Below are 21617 nucleotides of genomic sequence, written 5' to 3' on the forward strand. Positions count from 1 at the left end.
CACGGGCGACTCCATCTTGTATGTCAGTGGATGACCGTACGCTGCTCCTCCACCCGCAACAACTCGTCCAGCGCGCTCATCGACGCTTTTTGAAGCGCAGCGAGTTCGCGGGCAGCACTCTCGCTCTTGGCAGGGGACATCGAGGGCGCGGCCTCCTCGATCTCGCGGCAGCGCTCGAACAGGCGGACGAGGCCGAGCGCGCTTGCCGCACTGCCGAGCTGATGCGCGGATCGGGCGAGCTGCCTGTGATCGCCAATCTCCGCGGCCCTGGCGATGTCGTCGATCAGTCGTTCGCTCGTTTGCGCAAGAAGCTGGTGCAGCTTCGCGATTTGCGTCGCGCCCAGAAGCTCTTTCTGGTCGTCGAGGAAATGCAGGTCGATCAAGGCACCGGCCGCAAGCTGTGTCGTGGGCGTCTTCTGCGCTGGATCGTCCTCGATCGCCTCGCGTAGCGCATTGATCAGGATCGGCTTGCTGACGATCTTGGCGATGCCGGCGCCGGCGAGCCGCTCGCGGGCGCTGCTGGACACGTCGGCGGTCACGGCGATGATGCGCGGCATCCTGGGCAGTCCGAGCTTGCCGATCCGCGAGGCCGCTTCCACGCCGTCCATGTCGGGCATGTGCAGGTCCATCAGGATGACGTCGAAGGCCTGATCGCGGGCGTGCTCGATGGCTGAGGCGCCGTTTCTGGCGATCGTGGCGTGGTGGCCGAGCCTTGTCAGGATCGCTTCGCCGACCTCGCAATTGACAGGGTCGTCGTCGACCAGCAGCACGCGGAGCCGCCGCGATGGCGGCGGAAGCGCGCCTTGCGCGACACCGCTCGCGGCGCGGCCGAGCGGCACTTCGAGCGTGAACGTGCTGCCGGCGTCAGGCGTGCTCTCCACCGTCAGCTCGCCGCGCATCAGGCGCGTGAGGCGCCGCGCGATCGCAAGGCCCAGGCCCGTGCCGCCGAACCGCCGCGCGATGCTGTCATCCGCCTGGACGAAATCCTCAAAAATCCGCTCGTGCATGTCGGGCGCGATGCCGATGCCGGTATCGCGAACCGTGACGCGCAGCAGGACATGAGTGTCGAGCTGCTCCGCGGCCGCGCTCAAGCCGATCCCGCCGCGCGGCGTGAACTTAATGGCGTTGCCGATCAGATTGAGCAGGATGCGATTGAGCCTGACGGGATCGCCGTGCACGGATGTGCTGACGCTCGCATCGCAGGCGAGGTCGAAGGTCAGGCCCTTGCTGAAGGCCTGCGGACACATCAGGTCTGCGGCCGTCTCGATCAGCTGATCGAGGCGGAAGTCGCGCGTCTCCAGCGTTTCGGTGCTGGCCTCCAGGCGGGCATATTCCAGGATGGCATCGACCAGCGCGATCAGCGTTTCGCCCGATGCAGCCGCGGTCGCGAGATGGCGGCGCTGGGCGTCGCCGAGGCTGCTGTCGTCGAGCAGTTGCAGCACGCCCATGACGCCGTTCAGCGGCGTGCGCAGCTCGTGGCTGACGACGGCGAGGAAGCGCGATTTGGTCTCATTGGCGAGCACGGCGGCCCGCCGCGCGCGCTCGGCTGCGTCGTGCTCGGCCAGGGCGTGGTCGCGGGCCTTCTCGAGCTCGGAGGTGCGCTCGATCACCTTGCGCTCGAGCGTCGCGTAGGATTCGTGCAGATGAGCGGCCATCCGGTTGAACTGGTCGCCGAGCGCTTCCAGCTCGTCGCCGGTCTTGATCGCGAGCCGCAGGTCGAGATCGCCGCTGCCGATCCGCTTCGCGCCTTGCGTCAGCATCTGGATCGGCACGGTCATGCGCCGGCTGAGGAAGAGGGACACCAGCACCGCAATGGCCAGCAGGATGACCAGGAGAAACGTGGAGCGTCCGATCGATGCATAGATCGGGGCGTAGGCCTCGCTGAGCGGAAGCTCGACGAACACCAGCCAGCCGAGCGAGGGGACCGTCGCATAGGTCGAGAGCACGCGCTGGCCGGACAGATCCTCCTTGACGAGGCCGCCCGAGGGCGGCCCGACGCCATCGAGCGCGGCGCGCACGTCCGCATGCCCGGAGAGATCGCTCCGTTGCAGCGCCGGCCACAGATCGGGATGCGCGATCAGGACTCCCATGCGATCGACCACATAGGCCTTGCCGGTGTTGCCGACCCTGATCCCGGCGACGAGGTCCCAGATGAAGCGCAGATTGACGTCGGCGACGATCACATTGGGTTCGCGGCCAGTCCCGCGTGTGGCGATCGTCATGAATGGCTCGGTGTCGCCGAGGAAATAGACCGGCCCGTAATAGGCCCGGCTCTCATTGGCACCGCGGAAGGCCGGCGAGGCCGACAGATCGGACTTGCTGCCGACCTTGTCCGCGGCGCGGCGCGACACGCGCACCTGCTCGCGCCCCTGCGCATCGAGCTCGGCAATTTCCGCGATCGCGGGCGAGAGGCGCAGCAGGCGGATGGCGTTCAGGCGATCGTCTTCGTTGCTCGACAGCTCCGGCGGCAGGCGCGAGAGCCACCTGATCTGGCTTTCGATCTGGCCGATGAACTGGCCAATCTGGATGGCCGCGCTTGCCGCCTGCTCGCGCTGGGTTGCCGCGAGAAGCTGCTTCTGCTCGCGATAGGAGAACCAGACGTCGAAGCCGGTGTTGATGGCGAGCGCGGCAAAGGCGAGGGCGACGATCGAGTAGAGATATTTGCGGAACAACCGGCCCGGAGGCGTCCGCAAATGTCCCTGGTCGATCGTCTCGTTCACTCGCGGATCTCGTCGGCGCGCGCGAGCAGCGTGAATGGAATGGTCAACCCGAGCGAACGGGCGACCGTGCGGTTGATCAGGAGCTCGTATTTGCGCGGCGATTGCACCGGCAGATCGCCGGCCTTGGTGCCGCGCAGGATGAGATCGATATAGTCGGCCGAGCGCACCTCCAGCGTCGGCCCGTAGCTCATCAGCCCGCCGGCATCCATGAAATAGTGGAACGGATAGATCATGGGGACGCGATGCTTGGCGGCCGCCGTCACAACCGCCTGACGGTGGATCACGAGGAAGCTGTCGACCAGCGCCACCATCGCCGCCCTGGGCGGTTCGGAAAAACGCCTGATGGCTTCGTCAATGTCCGTTGGCGCGTTGACGGGCGCGGGGACCACGGACATTCCGGACGCCGCCGCCTCCTGGTCGATCGAATCGAGGAAGAACCGCCCGGCGCGGGGCGTGGTCGCCGGGTTGAACAGGACACCGACGCGCGCGAGATCCGGCACGGCCTCCCGGATCAGCTGAAGCCATTTGCCGCCCATCTCGGCCGAGCTGTTGGTGAAGCCGGTCACGTTGCCGCCGGGATGGGCGAGGCTCGCGACGAAGCCGTTGCCGACGGGATCGTTGGCGGTCGCGAAAACGATCGGGATGGTTTTCGTGGCGGCAAAGACGGCGGCGGTTTCGACGGTCGAGCCGGTCAGGATCACGTCCGGCTTGAGCTCGAGCAACTCCTGGACCGCGGTCTTCAGCTTGTCCGGCCCACCGAAGGTCGAACGCAGCTCGAAGCGGAAATTGACGCCTTCGACCCAGCCGCGCTGCCTCAAGCCGACGATGAGGCCACCGAGGCGCGAGGTCGGGCTGTCGGTCATGCTCCTTCTGGTCAGCTCGTCGTCGAGCGGCAATGCCGTCAGCGAGGCCACGACCCGCATGCGATCCGACGTTGCGCCGAGCGCAAGCCATCCCGCGGCGGTTGTGCCCGCAAGGCGAAGGAGGCCGCGGCGATCGACCGCGAATGCCGAAGGCCGTTCGGTCATGGAATTCTTTGCACGATGGTCCGTCCCAAGCCGGATGCTTAACGCGAAAGGGCGGTGTCCACAATTGATGAAAAAACGCGCTTATGAACGTTCATTCGCAGCATTCGGCAGTCCGATACCGTATTCCTACCCCCGTCAAAGAGTCGCTGTTTCGCGCTGTGTCTGCTCCGTGACGATCTGTAACGCATTGTGGCGTTGCAACATTTCCGTCCTGGTTGGGGCGACGGTTCGGAGAAGTCGATTTCGCAGCTGCTGATTTTTGAAGCTTGTTTTCTGTTTTGTTTCGAAGGTTTTCGATGCGCAAAATCTACCTCGTGCCGGCCCTCGTCGGTCTCCTCACATCTGTCGCAGCCGGGCCGCTCGCCGCTCAAGGCGCGGTACCGAAGCAGAAGACCGCACCCAGGGCCGCCGCCGCGGGAGCCGCCCCTGCCGCCGCCGTCGGCGCGACCCCGACGGCGGCGGCCGAGACGCCCGCCGTCCCCGGCGAGGAAAAGGCCATCAAGGCGATCGACGGCTTCCGCTCGGCCAAGTTCGGCATGAGCGAGACCGACGTGCGGGCGGCGATCACGAAGGACTTCAGCGCCAAGCCCGACGCCATCAAGATCCAAGACAATGCGTCCGAGCTGACGCGCAGCCTGCTGCTCTCCGCGCCGGAACTGCTGCCGAACGGCGGCACCGCCGAGCTCTCCTATGTGTTCGGCTACAAGTCGAAGTCGCTGATCCAGGTCGGCGCGGTGTGGTCGAAGGGGACCGATACGGCGATGACGGCCGAAAAGCTGTTCTCCAACGCCAACATCCTGCGCGCCCATTTCATGGGCGAAGGCTTCAAGCCCGATTCGGTCGCGGTGAACATGCCGGTCGCCGGCGGCATCGTGATGTTCCGCGGCAGCGACGCCAAGGATCGCTCGGTGATCCTGCTGCTCCAGGGCACGTTCGAGAACAAGGAGAACAACCAGCGTGTGCTGACGCCCACCAGCCTGCTGCTGTTCTACGTGGCCGACGCCAAGAGCCCCGACATCTTCAAGCTGCCGCCCGGGCAGTTCTGATGCCGGACGCTTCCAGGATCTCTTTCAAGACATCCTTCAAGACATTCTCCCACCCGGTTGTGGATCGGCGCCAATGCCGATGAAGAGGATCTGAAATGCGCGGACCGTCTGCGACGCGAGGCAATGACGAGCTGACGGCACTGCGGGGGCTTGCGCGCTTCCGTTCGATGTCGCTGCTCTGCGCGATGCAGATGGTCTTCCTGCCGGTGTACAGCGTCCGTGTTCAGGCGCAGACGGCCAACGTCATCGTTCCCGACGGACGCACCGGAACCAGCCTTCAGACCTCCGGCAGCGTCACCAACGTCACGACGTCGACGGTTTCGGGCAACAACGCCTTCAACTCGTTCTCGCAGTTCAGCGTCGGGCAGGGCAACACCGTCAATCTGCAGCTGCCGACCGGCACGCAAAACCTCGTCAACATCGTTCGCGACGCGCCGGTCTACGTCAACGGCACGCTCAATTCGTACATGAACGGTGCGATCGGCGGTAACGTCTATTTCGCCGATCCCAAGGGCTTCGTGGTCGGCCGTTCCGGCACCGTGAACGTCGGCAGCCTCAACGTCTCGACACCGACGCGCGAATTCACCGACAGCCTGATCGGTGCTGGCGGGCAGATCAACCAGTCCGCGGTCGGCAATCTGATGGCCGGCTCGTTCCCGGTCTCGCCCGACGGCAACATCCGCATCTACGGCCGCGTCAACGCCCAGGACGGCGTGCGCCTGACCGGGCAGAACGTCTATGTCGGCGGCGCCACCCAGCGCGACATCGCCAATCTCGATCACGCCGCGAAGTTCGCAGCCTCGGTCAACTCCAAGGGCCTGCGCAGCGCCAGCTCGATCACCGTGAGCAACGGCTCGATCCACATCGGCGCGGTCAACAACGCCAGGGTCAACGGCCGCCTGACCGCGCAGAGCAAGACCGCGACGCCGAGCAACATCACGGTGCAGGCCGGCAACAACATCGATGTCGGCAAGAGAGCCAATCTCAACATCGCAAGCGCAAACGGTAATGCCGGCGAGATCCGCCTGAAGGCGGCCCAGAACCTGACGGTCGCGGGCGGGGCCAAGTTCGACGCCAGCGCAAAGACCGGCAATGCGGGCCTGGTCGACTTCAGCGCGAACGGAATCATCGACATCGGCCAGGGCATCAAGGTCAATCTCAGCGCGCAAAACGGCAAGGCGGGCACGCTGCTGATCGATCCGACCGACTTGGTCGTGGGTGATGCCGCCCAGGGCGACACCGGCGTGACGCTGTCGAACAGCTCGGTCGCGGCGGCGCTCGCCGGGCTCAGCGCCGGTGCCACCTACCTGCTCCAGGCAGACAACTCGGTCACGCTGGCGGCCCACGCGGTGATCGATACCCGTCATCTCGATGCCAATGGTTATTCGACGGGCAATGCCAACCACATCCGGATAGAGGCGCGGATAATCGATATCCAGAACGGCGCGCAAATTCTCGCGCAGGCCGTCAACTCCACCAGCACGCATTACACCAGCGGCAATGTGACGCTCGCGGCGACGGCGAGCGACAGCAAGCTGTCGGGCCAAGCCACTGCGACCTCGGGAATTACGGTCGACGGCCGGATCACCGGCGGCGACATCACGATCGCATCGGTCTCGACGGCGTCGTCCAGCTTCACGAGCTCGGTCCCTGGCCTCTTTACGCTGGTGGGCACCACGCTCGCGGCCTCGATGCTCGGCATCAACGGCGGCTACGTGGCCGCGAGCGCCACTGCCACGGTCAATATCAACGGCAACGCCAACATCAACGGCACCGGCAACGTCTCCATCGCCTCGCATGGTTCGGAGACGGCGCAGGATCCGGCGATTGCGAGCACCTTGATCGGCGGCTCGCCGATCGGCGCCGCCGCTGTCGTCGGCAAGATCGACGGCAATGTCAGCACCAATGTTGCCTCCGGCGCCACGATCAGCGCAGGCGGCAACCTCGGCATCCACGCCATCAACGATGCGACGTTGGCCGTCACCGCGGTCGCAGCGACCTCCAGCGCGCAATTCGTCGAGACGGTGGCCTATTCCACCGGCTCGGTCTCGACCACGGCCAATGTCGCGACCGGCGCGAACCTTTCCGTCGGCACCGTGAATGCATCCGGCAACTCGCTGACAGTGCGGGCGATCAACAACAACTCGTTCTCGACCGGCGCCACGTCGATTGCGCTGAGCACGCCGACCGCCAGCGGTGGTGTTGGCGGGGCGCTCGCGATCAGCGACGTCACCACATCCGCAACCGCGAAGCTCGGCTCGTCGCTGGGCACCAGCGCGTCGTCGCGGATGAACGGCTCCGTTCTGGTCGAGGCGACCTCGAACACGACGAGCAACTCGACCATGGCGTCGACCATTGTCGGTACGCCGGCCTTGGTCGGCGCGATCCAGGAGTTCCTGGTCTCCAGCCCCAGCCTGACGGGGATGATGGCTCAGCAGATGGTCTCGCTGATGCCGGTGAACTTCAATTTCAAGGCCGCCGGTGCGCTGTCGCTGGCCAACAGCACTGAAAACGCGACGGCATCGATCGGCCAGAATCCGAGCGGCGGCGCGCCCAGCCTTTATGTCAGCGGCAACGTCGCGGTCGTCAGCACCCTCATCGATCGGGGCGTGCGCAGCAATGCGACGGCTTCCGCGATCACCAAGGACGTCACCAGCGGTGAGGGCGTCGCGATCAGCGCGGCGGTCGCCTGGGGCAATTTCAACCACAATTCCAACGCCTATATCGGCAGCGGCACCACCGTCAACGCGGCCAACATCGCCGTTGACGCCACCACCTCGATGCCGATCACCAATACCTGGCTGAAGTGGGACGGACTGACCGAGGTCCTCGGCCATCTCAACGGCAATCTCGGCGTTGGCGGCAATATCCTGACGAGCTATGCCAACGCTACGGCCGACGCTGGCGACGTGATCGGCCTCGCCGGCTCGATGAACCATTTCGTCGTCAACAACAACACGACGGCCTGGGTGGCCGGCAGCGCCAGCCTGACCGCGACTTGCACCACCGCGGCCTGCGGCAGCAGCTGGTCCGCGACGGTCAACAACGGTGACGTCCACACCTACGACACCAGCATCCAGATCGCGGCGACCACGACCATGGCGTCGATCGACGCGGCCGGCAATGTCGGCACGCTCGGCTTCCTGTTCGGCAATACCTCGGGCGGCTCGTCGGTGGGCGGCGCGCTCAATCTCGTCCAGTTCAACACCAACACCATCGCGGGCGTTTCGGACCGCGCGACGCTGCGCGCGGCGGACGACATCGCCGTCAACGCGATCACCTCTGACCAGTTCGTCGCCGTTGCGCCGTCGTCCGGCAAGGCGGCCGGCACGCTGGCGCTGAACGGCATCACCTCGCTCGGTTTCCTCAACAACACGACGCATGCGTCGATCTCGAGCCAGGCCACGGTCTACGCCCCGACCGTCGGCATCCTGGCGCAGCAGGACCTGTCGGTCGTGACCCTGTCCGGCGCGATGAGCTACAACGGCAGCGGCGGTTCGGCGGTCGGCCTGTCGGTCGCCTATCTCGGCGCAAATACCGACACCTCCGCCTATATCGGCGACAACCATTCCGATATCCGGCCCGGCGTGTTCAGCGCCAACGATCCGTTCGCCGGCACCAGCGGCGGAAGCGGGGCGGTGAACGTCGACAATCTCACGCTGAGCGCGACCACGTCGGGGCGCATCACCGCGGCTGCGGTCGCGGCCGCCGTCTCCGATCCGGCCTCGTCGAGTTTCTCCGACAAGGCCGGCGCTGCCGGCGCCGCCGCGACGGGAGGCACTGCCGGCGTGACGACGGCTGTGAGCAAGATCGGTTCGACCTCGGGATCGAGCACCAGCGGCTTCAGCCTCGATCTCGCCGGCAGCTCGTCGGTGAGCGACGTCTCGCTCGGCACCAGCGCCTATATCAAGAACACGACGGTCAACAAATACACCACGGCCAGCGCTGTCACGACCAATACGATCGTTCAGGCGCTCAACGACACCATGCTCAACAACGGGTCCGGCTCCGCGGCGCTCAATCTGGCCGGAGCGTCCGCCACCGGGGCTGCGATCGGCGGCGCGATCGCGTCGGCGATGTCGAACAACGCGACGCTCGCCTATATCTACGGCACCACCATGAACGACCAGAGTTCGGTGACGGTGCAGGCGCTCAATGGCGGCTCGGAAACCGTTGTCGCTCTCGGCGTGGCGGGATCGAGATCCAATTCGGCGTCGCTGTCGGCCTCGGTCGGCATCATCACCGACAGCGCCAACGCCTATATCGAGAGCTCGACGATCACGGGCCAGGCGACCGGCGTCAATCGCGCGCTCGAGGTCGACGCCTACCAGACCACGAACATCGCGATCGGCGGCGGCTCGCTCTATCTATCGGGTGGCCAGGTCGGCGTCGGCATCGGGCTGACCTATGCGTCGATCGCCGATCCCTCGGGCGGCAACGCCACCGACGCGCATATCCGTAGCACCGGAATCTCGAACTACGACACCCTGCTGGTGATGGCCGACAGCGCCAGCGTGATTGCGGCTGGTGCGGCCTCGGGCGGGGGAGGGGCCAGCGCCAACAGCCTTGCCGGCGCGATCGTCGTCAGCGAGATCACGCCCACCACGACGGCCTATATCAGCAGCGGCTCGACCGTGAACATCAACGTCGGGCGGGTGACGGTGCTGGCGGACAGCGGCGCGGTGTCGGCGCTGGATACGGCGCTCGGAAACCTCGTCAAGAAGTCGAACAACAATCATCTCGCCGCGGACACCTGCACGGTCGCCGGCGGCACCGGCGGGCAGAACTGCATCGACTTCGGCGCGGCTGCGCTCAACGGCGGCACGGCTAACGGTCCGGGCGCCAGCATCGTCGCCGTTGCGGGCCTCATCCAGGCCGGCAAGAACAATGTCGGAGCCTCGATCGTCTACAACACGATCGCAACCACGCATTCGGCCTATATCGCCAACGTCCTGATGACGGCCGGCGTCAACGGCAATGTCAGCGTGAGTGCGATCGATGCCTCGAAGATCCAGGCGGTCACGATCGGCTTCGGTCTGGCGACCGGCCAGTTCGCGGGTGTCGGCGGCACGACGATCAGCTCGATCGCCAATACCGTCTCGGCGGCGATCGGCAACAACCTGTCCAGCGCGACGCAATCGTCCGTCACGGCCAAAAGCATTTCCGTTACGGCGACGGACAATTCCAGCATCACCGGGACGGCCGCCGTCGCGGGTGCCTCGACGCAAGGCAGCGCGGCGGGCCTGGCGCTCGTCAACAGCAGCATCGCCAACAATGTCAGCGCCGGCGTCACCGGCTCCAAGCTGACCGCCTCGGGCAACGTCGCCGTCGGAGCGAGTTCGAATGCCAGCATCTCGACGGTCGCTGTCGGTATCGCGATGTCCTCGCAGGTCGGGCTTGCAGGCTCCGTCGCCACCAACCTGATGGGGACCAATGTCACCGCCAACGTCACGGCGGCCGGCACCAACGGGATCAACGGCGCCGACGTCACCGCCACAAACAATGTCGGCGTGATCGCCAACAACAATGACAAGGTGGCAGTGTTTGCCGGCGCCGTATCGATCAGCAAGGGCGCGGCCGGCGGCGCGGGCTCGCTGGTGACCAACCAGATCACCGGGACCACCGCAGCCTATATCAGCGGCGCGAACACCAAGGTCGATGCACTCGGAACCAGTTCGACCGATACGCTGTCCGTCAACAACGGCACGCTCGTCCATGCGTTCGACCTGGGCACCGCCCACGCGCCGAGCGACTCGACGCCGGATCTGTCCGAGAACCAGGACACCGTGCGCGGCCTTGCCGTGGCTGCGAGCTCGCATCAGGCGGTCACGACCAATGTCGCTTCGCTCGCCGCGAGCAGCGGCATCGCCATCATGATCAACCCGATCACCAATGTGATGAGCGGGGCGACCCGGGCCTATATCGACAGCGCGGCGATCGACACGCGGTTGACCTCCACGACGCTCGCGCCGCAGATCACGGTCGCAGCATCGAGCTTCTCCTATTCCGGTGCGTTCGGCTTCGGCATCGTGCCGCCCACCGGCCAGGGCGGCGGCGGCGCCACCATCATCTCCACGACGATGGCCCGCGACACCTTCGCCTACATCACCAACGCCACGGTCGGCGGCGTCCAGTCGTCGAGCCCGACGGTCGGCGCCGTTACCGTGAAGGCCAATGCCGAGCAGGATGCATCGTCGATCGCGACCGGGTTCAACACCGGCTCGGTCGGGCTGAACGTCTTCCAGGCCACGACCGAGGCCTATGTCGACGGCGGCGCCACGACAGCCGCCTCACTGACCGTGAACGCCAACAATTACACCGGTATCTTCTCCGCGAACGGCTCCGGCGCCTATGGCAGCCAGGCCGCGATCGGCGCGGCATTCCTGGTCCAGGTCTCGTCGAACCGGACCGAAGCCTATGTCGGCGACGAGTGGCACTACCAGGGCAATGGCGCCGCACACACGACCGCGCTCAATTTGAGTGGCGCGCTGAACGTCCAGGCGCTCACGAAGAACCGCTTCGAGGCCTATTCGGTCGGCGGCGCGCTCTCGACCGGAACGGCGGCGATTGCCGGCATGGCCAATATCGAGATCGCCAACAACACGACCATCGCGGGCGTCTACGACACCACGCTGCAGTCGGTGACGGGCGGGGCGGCCGGAGCCGTCACCATCAATGCGACCGAGGACGTCGCGATCAAGGAGATCGCGGGCGCGCTCGCGGTCGGCGCCAGCGGTGCCGGCGTCGGCATCGGCGCTGCGGCCAATGTCCTCGTCTTCAAGAGCCAGACCACCGCGGAAAGCCGCAACAGCGACCTGAACTCGTCCGGCGCGATCAATGTCGGCGCGATCAGCACCAAGGAAGTGCTGTCCTACGCGGTCACCGTGGGTGCCGGCGGCAGCGTCGGTATCGGCGCGACTGTTGGCGTCATCATCATTGGCACCAACACCGCCGATCCGGATACGCAGGGCGAGCAGACCGGCCAGCTCAATCAGGGCGGCAACGGCACGATCGCGGCTGTCAATGCCAGGACCAGCACCAGCCACGGCAGCGACGCGGTCGCGAGCGGGACGGCCGGCAATCCGAGCAATGCCAACGCCACCTCGACCTACGACGTCAGCACGGTGCTGACCGGCGGCAATGACGGCGTCACCGCGCAGATCGCAGGCGGCAACGTCACGGGCACCGAGGTCAATGTCGGCGCCACCAGCGCCAACGCGAACAAGATGTACCTGCTCGGCGCCGGCTTTGCGAAGAATGTCGGTATCGGCGCCGGCATCGGCTACACCAGCGTCAACAGCAGCGTGCTCGCAAACCTGAGCGCGATCGTCTCCGCGCCGACCGTGAACGTTGCCGCGGTCGTCAAGGACGCCACCACCGGACCTTATGGCGGCAAGACCATCGACACCGAGTCGATCGCCGGCGGTGCTGCGCTCTATTTCGGCGCGCAGGCGGCCGTTGCGGTCGGCAATGTCGCCAATACCGTGACGGCCCAGCTTGGCGGCCAGGTCACCGGCACTGGCGGTGATGGCGTTGCCGTCATGGCAATGGATTCCTCGACCCAGGTCGTCTTCACGGGCGGCGTCAGCGCCGGTGCCGCGGCTGTCGGCGCTTCCGTCGCAACGGCCGGACGATCGAGCTCGGTGGCCGCGAAGGTGTTGCCGAATGCCGTCGTCGATACGTCGACGCTCTCGGTCGGGGCAGCCGGCGCCGGCAAATTGTCGACCACAGCGACGGCGCTCGGCGGTGGTATCGTCTCGGGTGTTGGCGCCGATGCCGAGGCTCACGAGAATTCGACCGTGAAGGCCGAGATCGGCTCCGGCTCCATGATCACCACGTCCGCGACCGATGCCGGCACGATGGTGACGGCGTCGATCACGCCCAATCTGTCCAGCGAGGCGATTGGCGTCTCGGTTGGTGGTGGCGCGGTCGGCGTCGCCATCGCCCAGTCGACGGTCGGAGCCACTGTTACGGCCGATGTCGGCGACAACGCGATCTTCTCGGGCGGCGCGCTCGGCGTGACCGCCATGGCGCTCGTCCCGATCATCGGGACGCAGAACAATTCTGACGGAACCACGACAACGCTCTATGGCACCACGACTTACGCCTATGCGCTCGCCGGCGGTGGCGGCTCGCTGATCGGCGCGCAGGGCAGCTGGGCGAGGGCGTCGGAGAACGCGACGGTCAGCGCCTATGGCGGAGTCGGGATCCGGCTTCCCAATGCCGACGTGGTCATCGCGGCCGAGAATGACAGCGCCCAATATGCGAAGGCGACCGGCCTCTCGACCGGGTTCCTGGCGCTGGGGGCGACCGTCGCGCAGACGTCCTCGAGCGCGCGCACCTACGCCTATCTCGGCGCGCCCGCGGACATGGATACCCTGGGCCATGCCAACTACACCGGCATCCTTCAGATCACCGCCACCGGCAAGGACACCAACGTCTCCGAAGCGCTGGTCGGCGCGGGTGGCACCTATGCCGGCGCGGCGGCGGTCGCCACGACCAGCTCGACCGCGGTCACCAACGCGCGGTTCGACGGCGGCACGACCGATGATACGCTCTATTTCGGCGGTCTCAGCGTCAAGGCCACGCACACCACCAATTATTTGGCCAACGGCGACGCCTATCAGGCGTCCACGGCCGGCGTCTCCGCCGGCAAGGCGCAGAATGACGTCACCTCGACCACCACCGCCGAGATCGGAACGCATCTGATCATCAATACGGATGGCGGCGATATCGTCGTCATCTCCAACGACATCGTGAACCAAGCCGGCGGCGGCGCGCGTTCGGGCTCCGGCGGTTCGTTCTCGGGTGCGGCGGCGCTGAGCGACTCCCATGTCACTCAGAACGTCACCACCAATATCGGCGCCGGGACGATCCTGAGCCTCAACGGCGATCCGCGGGTTTCGACGGGCGTGATCGACATCGAGGCCTACAACACGCTGAACACCGTGGACACGGCGAGCCTGGCCACCGCCAGCTTCTTCGCCGGCGGCGGCGCCGAGTCCAATATGACGGCGAACGCCACGCTCCAGGTCAACATCCATGCCCGCGAGCTGTTCAGCGTCGGCAAGATCTTCATCGGCACGGCGGCGAAGATGTCGGCGTCCAATTATGCCAATGCCAGCCTCTACGGCGCAATCGCCGGCGTCGGCGCCAGCACGAATAGCTGGGTCCACGCGGACCAGGACGTCACGGTCGACAGCGGCACGACGATCCAGGCCTGGCGCGACATCAATATCTTCGCCGGCATGTCGGGCGACACCATCACCTTCAGCAGCATCCAGGCGACGGCGACGACGGTCGTCTACAACAACACGGCGATTCCGATCTCCGCCCTCTACCGCGGCACGGCCAATGCCGGCGGCGACAGCAGCCTGACGCTTGCCGACGGCTCGCGCGTACTCGGCGTGCGCGACATCTATCTGGGCGCCACGCAGGGGCAGGTCACTGCGTCCGGCAACGGCAGCAACTACAATCCGTATCTGGACATCTTCAGCGCCAAGAACAGCGACAACCACAGCCACACCAGTGGAACCGGCGACGTTGCACTCAATGGCGTCGTGGTGGCGGGCATCAACAGCGACCTGACCATCCTGATCGAGCTCGGTGCAAGCGCGCCGACCCTGAGCACGACGAGCCCGTACTCGTCGCTGTCATCGACGCTCGAATACGTCGCCGACGTCGATCATTTCAGCCCGGTGAAGAGCTGGAACCACCAGACGGTGCAATACACCATCGTCAGCAGCTTCAATCCCTACGATAACATCGTCAACCAGCTCATCACCTTGACCGGTCTGACCGACGCGCAGGTCCGGGCCCAGCTCGCGACATCGACGACCGCAAATCCCACCACGATGGCGCCGGCCGGCGCCGACGCGACCGGGGACATCCAGCGCCAGATCAACGCGTTGATCCAGCAGGTGCCGTATACCTCCAATGCCAGCGGCAACGCCTTTGCGTTCGGCGACATGCTGGTGTCCGCCGGCAACGTCTCGATCCTGGCGCAGAAGCTGACCGGAAACAGCCTCGCCGGTCACTCGGCGCCGGCGGTCATCGCGCGCGGTTCGCCGTTGATCAAGGTCGAGAACCGCGGCCTCGACTTCATGGATTTCGCGAACCTCACGGTCACCAACGTGACCGGCGGCAACATTACCTATCGCCAGATCGACCATGTCGATCCGGATTCGCATTCCAACGTGACCTTCACCGCCACGCCGAGCGCGACGCCGATCATCGACATTTCGGCAACCTACAATCGCGTCGATCCCGACAGCGGTCTCGGCGTCGACGGCAGCGGCAATCAGCTGACCCGCAAGCCCGACATCTACTTCGACGGCATCGTCACCAACGAGGGCGGTCTGCTCAAGATCACCAACAATCTCGGCAGCATCGTCGCCTCGCAGTCGCTCAATGCCGCGACCATCCAGATGGTGGCACCGAACGGCTCGTTCGTGTTCCTTGGCGGTATCGGCAGCTTCTACAACTCCAATCACGATGTCACCGCGCAATGGGCCGGTGTCCAGTACAAGCCGGCGAGCAACGATACGCTGACGGCGGTGATGGCGGCGGCGACCTTCCTCGGCGCCTATGGCGACTACGCGACCGCCCCGCATATCGGCGCAGGCGGCAACCACCCGTATTTCTATTACTGCTGCGTCGACGGGAATACCGGCGTCCAGCAGACGGCCGCCAACAGCACGGTCTTCACCGCGCGCATGTTGATGACCTATTACGACGGCCTGTCGCTCTATTCGGCGATCTTCCTGCCGACGGGCAACGGTACGCCCAACGGAGGCGGCGGCAGCGTGGGCAGCACCGCCACGCTCGCGGCGATGGAAGGGCCGACAGTCCAGCCGATCGTCACCGCGCCGTGGGAGCGGGATACCTATGCCGGCCAAGGCGTCTTCAGTAACTCGACCTATGACTACACAGTGACGTTCACGGATGCCCAAGGCCACACCGTCACCGAGAATCGCACGGCCACGTATTACTCGCCGTTCAACTGCTCGGGATGCGGAGCCTACTTCCAGGTCGTCAATATCCAGAACGACGTGATCACGCCGAGGACTGCGAACACCAACGCAAGCACGAACTGGGCCTCGACCACGCCGTCGGGATACCAGAACCCCGTGAACGAGCCCTTCATTCTCGGCAAGGCGATCATCATTTCGGCGGGGGTCATCAACGTCAACGGCCTCATCCAGAGCGGTACGAGCAGCAACTACTCGGTCGACATCGGCGGCTCTGCGTTGTCCGCCATCAACGACCTCAAGACCCGCAACAACGGAGCCGACTTCCTCCAGGCCCAGGCCAATGCGCGCAATGGCAGCTACTACGACATCACATCTGCCGTGACGAAGCAGGTCGACACCGACATCAAGATCGGCGTGCGGTACAACGCGCTGACCGATCAGGTCCTCGTCAACGGTGTGGTGCAGGGCTCGGGCGGCTATGTCTATCTGAATGGCAAGATCATCTCGACCTCGACCGACGGCACGCCTCAGGGCACGATCGCGGTCAAGGGTGGTGCCGGCTCGATCACAGTCAACAACTCGACCGGGCTCCAGCTCGTCACCAACACCATCAACACCGGCGTCAGCGCGCCCAGCGTGATCCAGATCGTCGATCAACTCCAGCAGCAGACGACGTGGTACGTCTACAATCCCTCCGCGGCGGGCGCTCAGCAGGTGTCGACGTACCGGACGGCCGGCGTCAATGCGAGCACTTACACCGCCGGGATGCTGGCCGGCATGAGCGGGACGGCGGGCATCCAGTACACCGTGAAGCCCAACATGTACTACCAGTGGGTCGACACGGCGACGCTCGATCGTCCGGCGACCAGCACGCAGTTCGACTATGGCTGGCATTACACGCCGAATGCGCAAGGGGAGAACTGGACCCGCACCGTCAGCCTGGTCGAGAACGTGATGCAGGCCACGGGCGGTGGCGGCAACACCGGCCAATTGCAGACCGCGAACTTCCAGGAAGTGATCACGGCGACCGGCGGCTATCATAACGGTGGCTACAACACGACGGTTGACAAGTGCTGCGGTGCGGACGGGCATTACAACTGGTATCAGCAGATCTACGATCACCTGACGCTGACGTTGACCAACACGGTCAAGGCGTCGAACCCGATCAACATCCAGTTCAGCGGAGGCGGCGCGAGCACGGTCAGCGTCAGCTCGAACTCCGGCATCGTCATCAACGGTCCTATCAACAACCTTTCGGGTAATACGACGGTCATCGCCACCGGCGCCAATTCGGCAATCACCTCCGGCGCGAACGCCAACAATCCGATGATCTCGGGCAAGAACGTGACCTTGCAGGCCGATGGCGGCATCGGCTCGCTCGGCGCGAACGGCGTTCCTGTCCAGGTCCAGGTCTACGGTGGCAGCCTGACCGCCACCTCGATCGACCGCGACATCGCGATCGCGGCCGTCGGCTCGCTCGCGATCAACCAGGTGGCAGTCAATTCGGGTGTGTCCGGCCGCGCGCCGCAGGGCAGCGTCTTCATCTCGGCGACCGGTGACATCAACTCGGCAGCCCCGTATAACGCCGCGAACCCCGTCGTGATCGGCAAGAACATCGAGATCAATTCCTCTGGCGGCGCGATCGGTGCGACGAGCAGCGTCGTCAACAATGCGACCACGCTGACCAACATCAATCCGCTGGTGATCCAGGCGACGGGCACGACGCAGTCCGACGGCACCGTCGATGGCGGCGTTCTCGAAAGCGCCTCGGCCACCGGCACCTACATCGTCCAGTCGAAGGGCGATTTGCGGATCGGCACGATCCAGTCGACCGGCGGGCCGGTCTTCCTGGCGGCAGCCGGTTCCGACGGCAACCAGGCCAGCATCCTGAACGGCCGGGCGGCAGTTGGTATCTCCGCCGCCGAAAGCGCGCATCTCCAGGAGGTATGGAACAACCTCAACCTGCTCAACGGCAACCCGGCCACAGCCGCGGTCAACAGCTACCAGTCCATGGTGACGGCGGCCTACAACGACTACTTCCAGCTCAAGAACATCGCCTTCGCCAACGGCACCTACAATCCGACCTCGGTGGGCCTGACGGTGCTGCGGGCGCAGGTGGCTGCCAAGCTCGGCATCGATCCGGCGAACGTCTCGACGACACAGATGAAGGTCGAGGCCACGACCAGGTTCCTGAAGGATCAATTCCTGCTCGGCAAGATCTCGACGGCTGAGCTCCAGAGCGGGTTGACGACATTGCTCGGAAGCGCACCCACGGATGCGCTGGGGACCGTGTTCGGCAGCACGCTCTCGTCGGGCCTGTTCACGAGCCTGTTCCAGGGCGTGGCGGCGGCCGATCAGCGCCTGCCCACCAACGCCGCGCTGCAGGCCGCGTTGAACACCTACAGCGCGACCTACAGCTACACGCTTGCGTCGACCGAGCGGGTCTACAGCATCATCACCGCGGGCTCGCAGTGGACGCATGACCAGCTCGCCTACACGGTCTCCTCGTCCGCCGTCGGCGCGACGCCGCCGCCGATCGACGACAACGTCATGGCCAATATCAGCGCGAACCAGATCATGCTCTATGCGCCGCGCGGCTCGGTCGGCAATTCGGCTGCGCCCCAGGTGTTCTCGTTCACCAGCGCCGATTCCTCGTCGCTGACACCGGAGCAGAAGGGATTGCTGGCATCCGCCGGTCCCGGTCAGCTCACGGTCAGCGCGGTCACGGACCCGACGACCCATGTCACGACCTATACGGTCAGCCTGTCGCAGCAGAACCTCGTCGTCCTCGACAACGCAACGGCGGTCTCGGCCAAGGCGCTGTCGAATATCTATCTCGGCAGCAAGAACAGCCTGACGCTCGGCGGCGTCACCGCAAACTACGGCCCGATGACGGCGGCGAGCGCCAACGGCATCGAGGTGACCGGCCGTGGCGACGTCAAGCTCCACGCCGTGAACAGCATCATCGCCGGCATGACTGGCCCCGCAATCTCGGGCGATATCGCCAACCTGACCCTGATCGCCGAGCACGGCAATATCGGCGCGCCCTCGGGAACGGCCGGAAGCAATCCGGCGAACAACGCGAACGCGCTCCAGATCGCCTTCGCCGACCCGGCCAACGATCAGCTCGACCAGGTCTCGTCGGGGCAGGGCATCTACATCAAGCAGACCACCGGCGATCTCATCCTCGGCAACATCGCCGCCGGCAACGATATCCAGCTCGCCGCGACCGGCAGCATCTATGCCGAAGCCGGCTTCACCGACCGTTCGGCGATCCACATCCTGGGCACCGACCTCGACCTGCGCGCCGGCGGCAGCATCGGCTTCAACGGCTCGACCTTCCAGCCGCTGCAGGTGAACATCTCGGGCGCGGTGACCGGTTCTGCCGTCGGCGATCTCAGCATCCTCGCGGTGACAGGCGATCTCGTGGTCGGCACCAGCGGCACCTTTGGGACGCTGACGGCCGGGGGCGCACTGACGGTCAATGTCGCGCGCGGCGCGCTTACCATCAATGCCGACATCACCAGCGGCGGCCTGATGCAGCTGCTCGCCAACCGCGGCATGACCTTCGCCGCCGGCACCAGCGCGGCGCCGGTGGTTGCGACCAGCAACACCGACGGCGTGACGCTGGTGGCCGCGACGCTGTCGATGGGCGCCTATTCGGCCATCAACGCGGCCGGCCCGATCTCGGTGACCACCACGGGCGATGCGACCATCGGCCAGTTGAACTCGTCGCTGTCCTATGCGGCGGCCGCGAACGCCCCGTCGATCGTCGTCACGGCCGGCGGCGTCGCTTCGCTGGGCGCGCTCATCGACAATGGCGACGGCCAGACCAAGTTCGTGGCCTCCGGTGCGGGCGCCGAAGTGTCGCTGAGCGCGTCGAACGGCATCGGCAGCACGGCAAACCGGTTTACCGTCAACGCCGCGCGGCTCTCGGCCAGCGCCAGCGGCGGCAGCATCTACCTGAAGGCACTGACCGAAGCCGAGGTGATCCTGCTGTCCGCCGTGACTGGCAACGTGGATATCATCGGCACCGGCGGGCTGACGCTCGACCAGGTGGCGGCGGGCACGGCGACCGGCGCAAGCGGCAGCTTCAGTGCCGTTGCGAACAACGGCAGCATCGTCATCGGCACCGCCGAGAGCAGCGGCTCGCAGACGATCCACGCGACCCAGAATGTGACGTTCAACTCGCTCACGACGACCGGCAACAGCGGCGACGCGGGCAATATCAACGTCACCGCCGACGCTGGCTTCATCCTGGCGCAGACGATGATTTCGGGCGGTGTGACCACACTTGGCTCGGTCTCGGCCCACGGCTCCGCGTCGCTGCTGGCTGCCACGACCATTACCGGCAACACGCTCGCCGCCACGACCGGCGCGGGCCTGCTGACCGCGACTGGCCCGATCAACTGGAACACGCTCAACGTCGGCACGACACTGGACGCGACCTCGGGTCAGGGCAGCATCACCTTCCAGACCGCGCAGAGCGGCGGCACGCAGACCATCCACGCCCACGACAATGTCACCTTCAACGCGCTGACGACGACGGGCATCAACGGCGATGCCGGCAGCATCAATGTCAACGCGGACAACGGTTTCATCCTCGCGCAGACGGTGATGTCAGGCGGCGTGCCGACGCTGGGCTCGGTCTCGGCCCATGGTTCGGCCAAGCTGATCGCGGCGGGCACCAACACCGGTCATAACCTCACGGCCTCGACCGGCAACGCAGTCCTGAGCGGAACGATTGTTCATTGGGATAATCTCAACGTGGGCGGCACGCTCGACGTCACCGCGACGGCTGGAGGGATCATCGTCGGCACCGCCATCAGCGGCGGCACGCAGACCCTGCATGCCCTAGACGACATCGTCTTCAGCCAGCTCACTACGACGGGGATTCCGGGCGATGCCGGCGACCTCAACGTCAAGTCCGACACGGGGTCGCTCCGCGGCGGATCGATCTCCGCTCACGGCGACACGCATTTCGATGTGGCCGGATCGGTCTCGCTCGACCGGATCAGCGGCGACACCGTCAGGATGACCTCGTCGGGTGACCTGACGATCAATTGGGTCAGCGTCGTGAGGGAGCTCGACCTCGCGGCCGACACGATCAACGTCAGGGGCGAGCAGGTCCGCTCGAACCCACAGGTCCCGCTGGTCATGAACATCACCGGCTACAATGGCGGCGTCGCGAAGTCTGCCAACATCTGGATCGATCCGGACAGCATCATCGTCAACCAGTTCAGGGTGGTGGACGCGAACTTCTGGACCGACGCGCACGCCGTCTCGATCCTGAACGGCTACGTTCCGGGCCAGCTGATGCTTACCACGGCGACCCAGCAGGTGCTGCTGAACAACCGCACGCTGGCGCCGTCCAACTGGCCGACGCTCCAGCTCTACCAGCCGGGCGGCGTGTTCACGATGAGCCAGGTCGGCAACGCCAATGTCAGCAACGCCTATGTCGTGTTCTATACCGGCGACGTCTCGGCGAGCGTCACCAATTACGGGCCGACCCACACCTGCTGCTACGGCTTCACCGGGGCCAGCATGGTTCGCAACATCCCCGTCGACGGCGAGGGCAGCGAGAGCATCGAGACCTGGCTCGCGAAGAAGGACGGCGGAATGTTCTACCTGCTCGGGCTTTCCGGTCAGGCGCGGCTCGATGCGCTGCTGACGCCGCGGCCGGTCGAGACCATCGGCTCCGGTCCCGCCGTCAACATCGAGGGACTGAGCGACCTGCGCAAGCTGCGCCGTAACGGGCAGCGTGCGGGTCGTCCGGGCTGGAAGGATGCGGCGGTTGAGACGGCGAAGCCGGCGGTTGGCCGTCTCGCACAGGCATGGTAACGGGAATTC

4 protein-coding genes are annotated in these 21617 nt (G+C 65.6%); 2 read left to right on the top strand and 2 right to left on the bottom strand.

Annotated features, from left to right (window positions below):
- Positions 1-23: 23 nt before the first annotated feature.
- Together NLM15_RS15115 and NLM15_RS15120 are read right to left on the bottom strand one after the other, a co-directional pair.
- Positions 24-2720, bottom strand: a complete 2697-nt coding sequence (locus NLM15_RS15115; RefSeq protein WP_254117857.1) for a hybrid sensor histidine kinase/response regulator — start codon at positions 2718-2720, stop codon at positions 24-26.
- A complete protein-coding gene (locus NLM15_RS15120; protein WP_254117858.1) occupies positions 2717-3748 on the bottom strand; it encodes an ABC transporter substrate-binding protein in 1032 nt (343 codons plus the stop codon). Before NLM15_RS15120 ends, NLM15_RS15115 begins: the two co-directional genes overlap by 4 nt.
- A gap of 296 nt (positions 3749-4044) precedes the next feature.
- Here NLM15_RS15120 and NLM15_RS15125 point away from each other — a divergent pair, with 296 nt between their 5' ends.
- Both NLM15_RS15125 and NLM15_RS15130 read left to right on the top strand, forming a co-directional pair.
- Positions 4045-4794: a hypothetical protein gene (locus tag NLM15_RS15125; protein WP_254117859.1), complete on the top strand. Its 750-nt coding sequence runs from the start codon at positions 4045-4047 to the stop codon at positions 4792-4794.
- A 95-nt stretch (positions 4795-4889) separates the two neighbouring features.
- Complete coding sequence (locus tag NLM15_RS15130; protein WP_254117860.1) at positions 4890-21608, top strand: leukotoxin LktA family filamentous adhesin; 16719 nt, start codon at positions 4890-4892, stop codon at positions 21606-21608.
- The last annotated feature ends 9 nt before the right edge of the window (positions 21609-21617 follow it).

The sequence above is a fragment of the Bradyrhizobium sp. CCGB20 genome (assembly GCF_024199855.1).
Classification (GTDB): domain Bacteria; phylum Pseudomonadota; class Alphaproteobacteria; order Rhizobiales; family Xanthobacteraceae; genus Bradyrhizobium.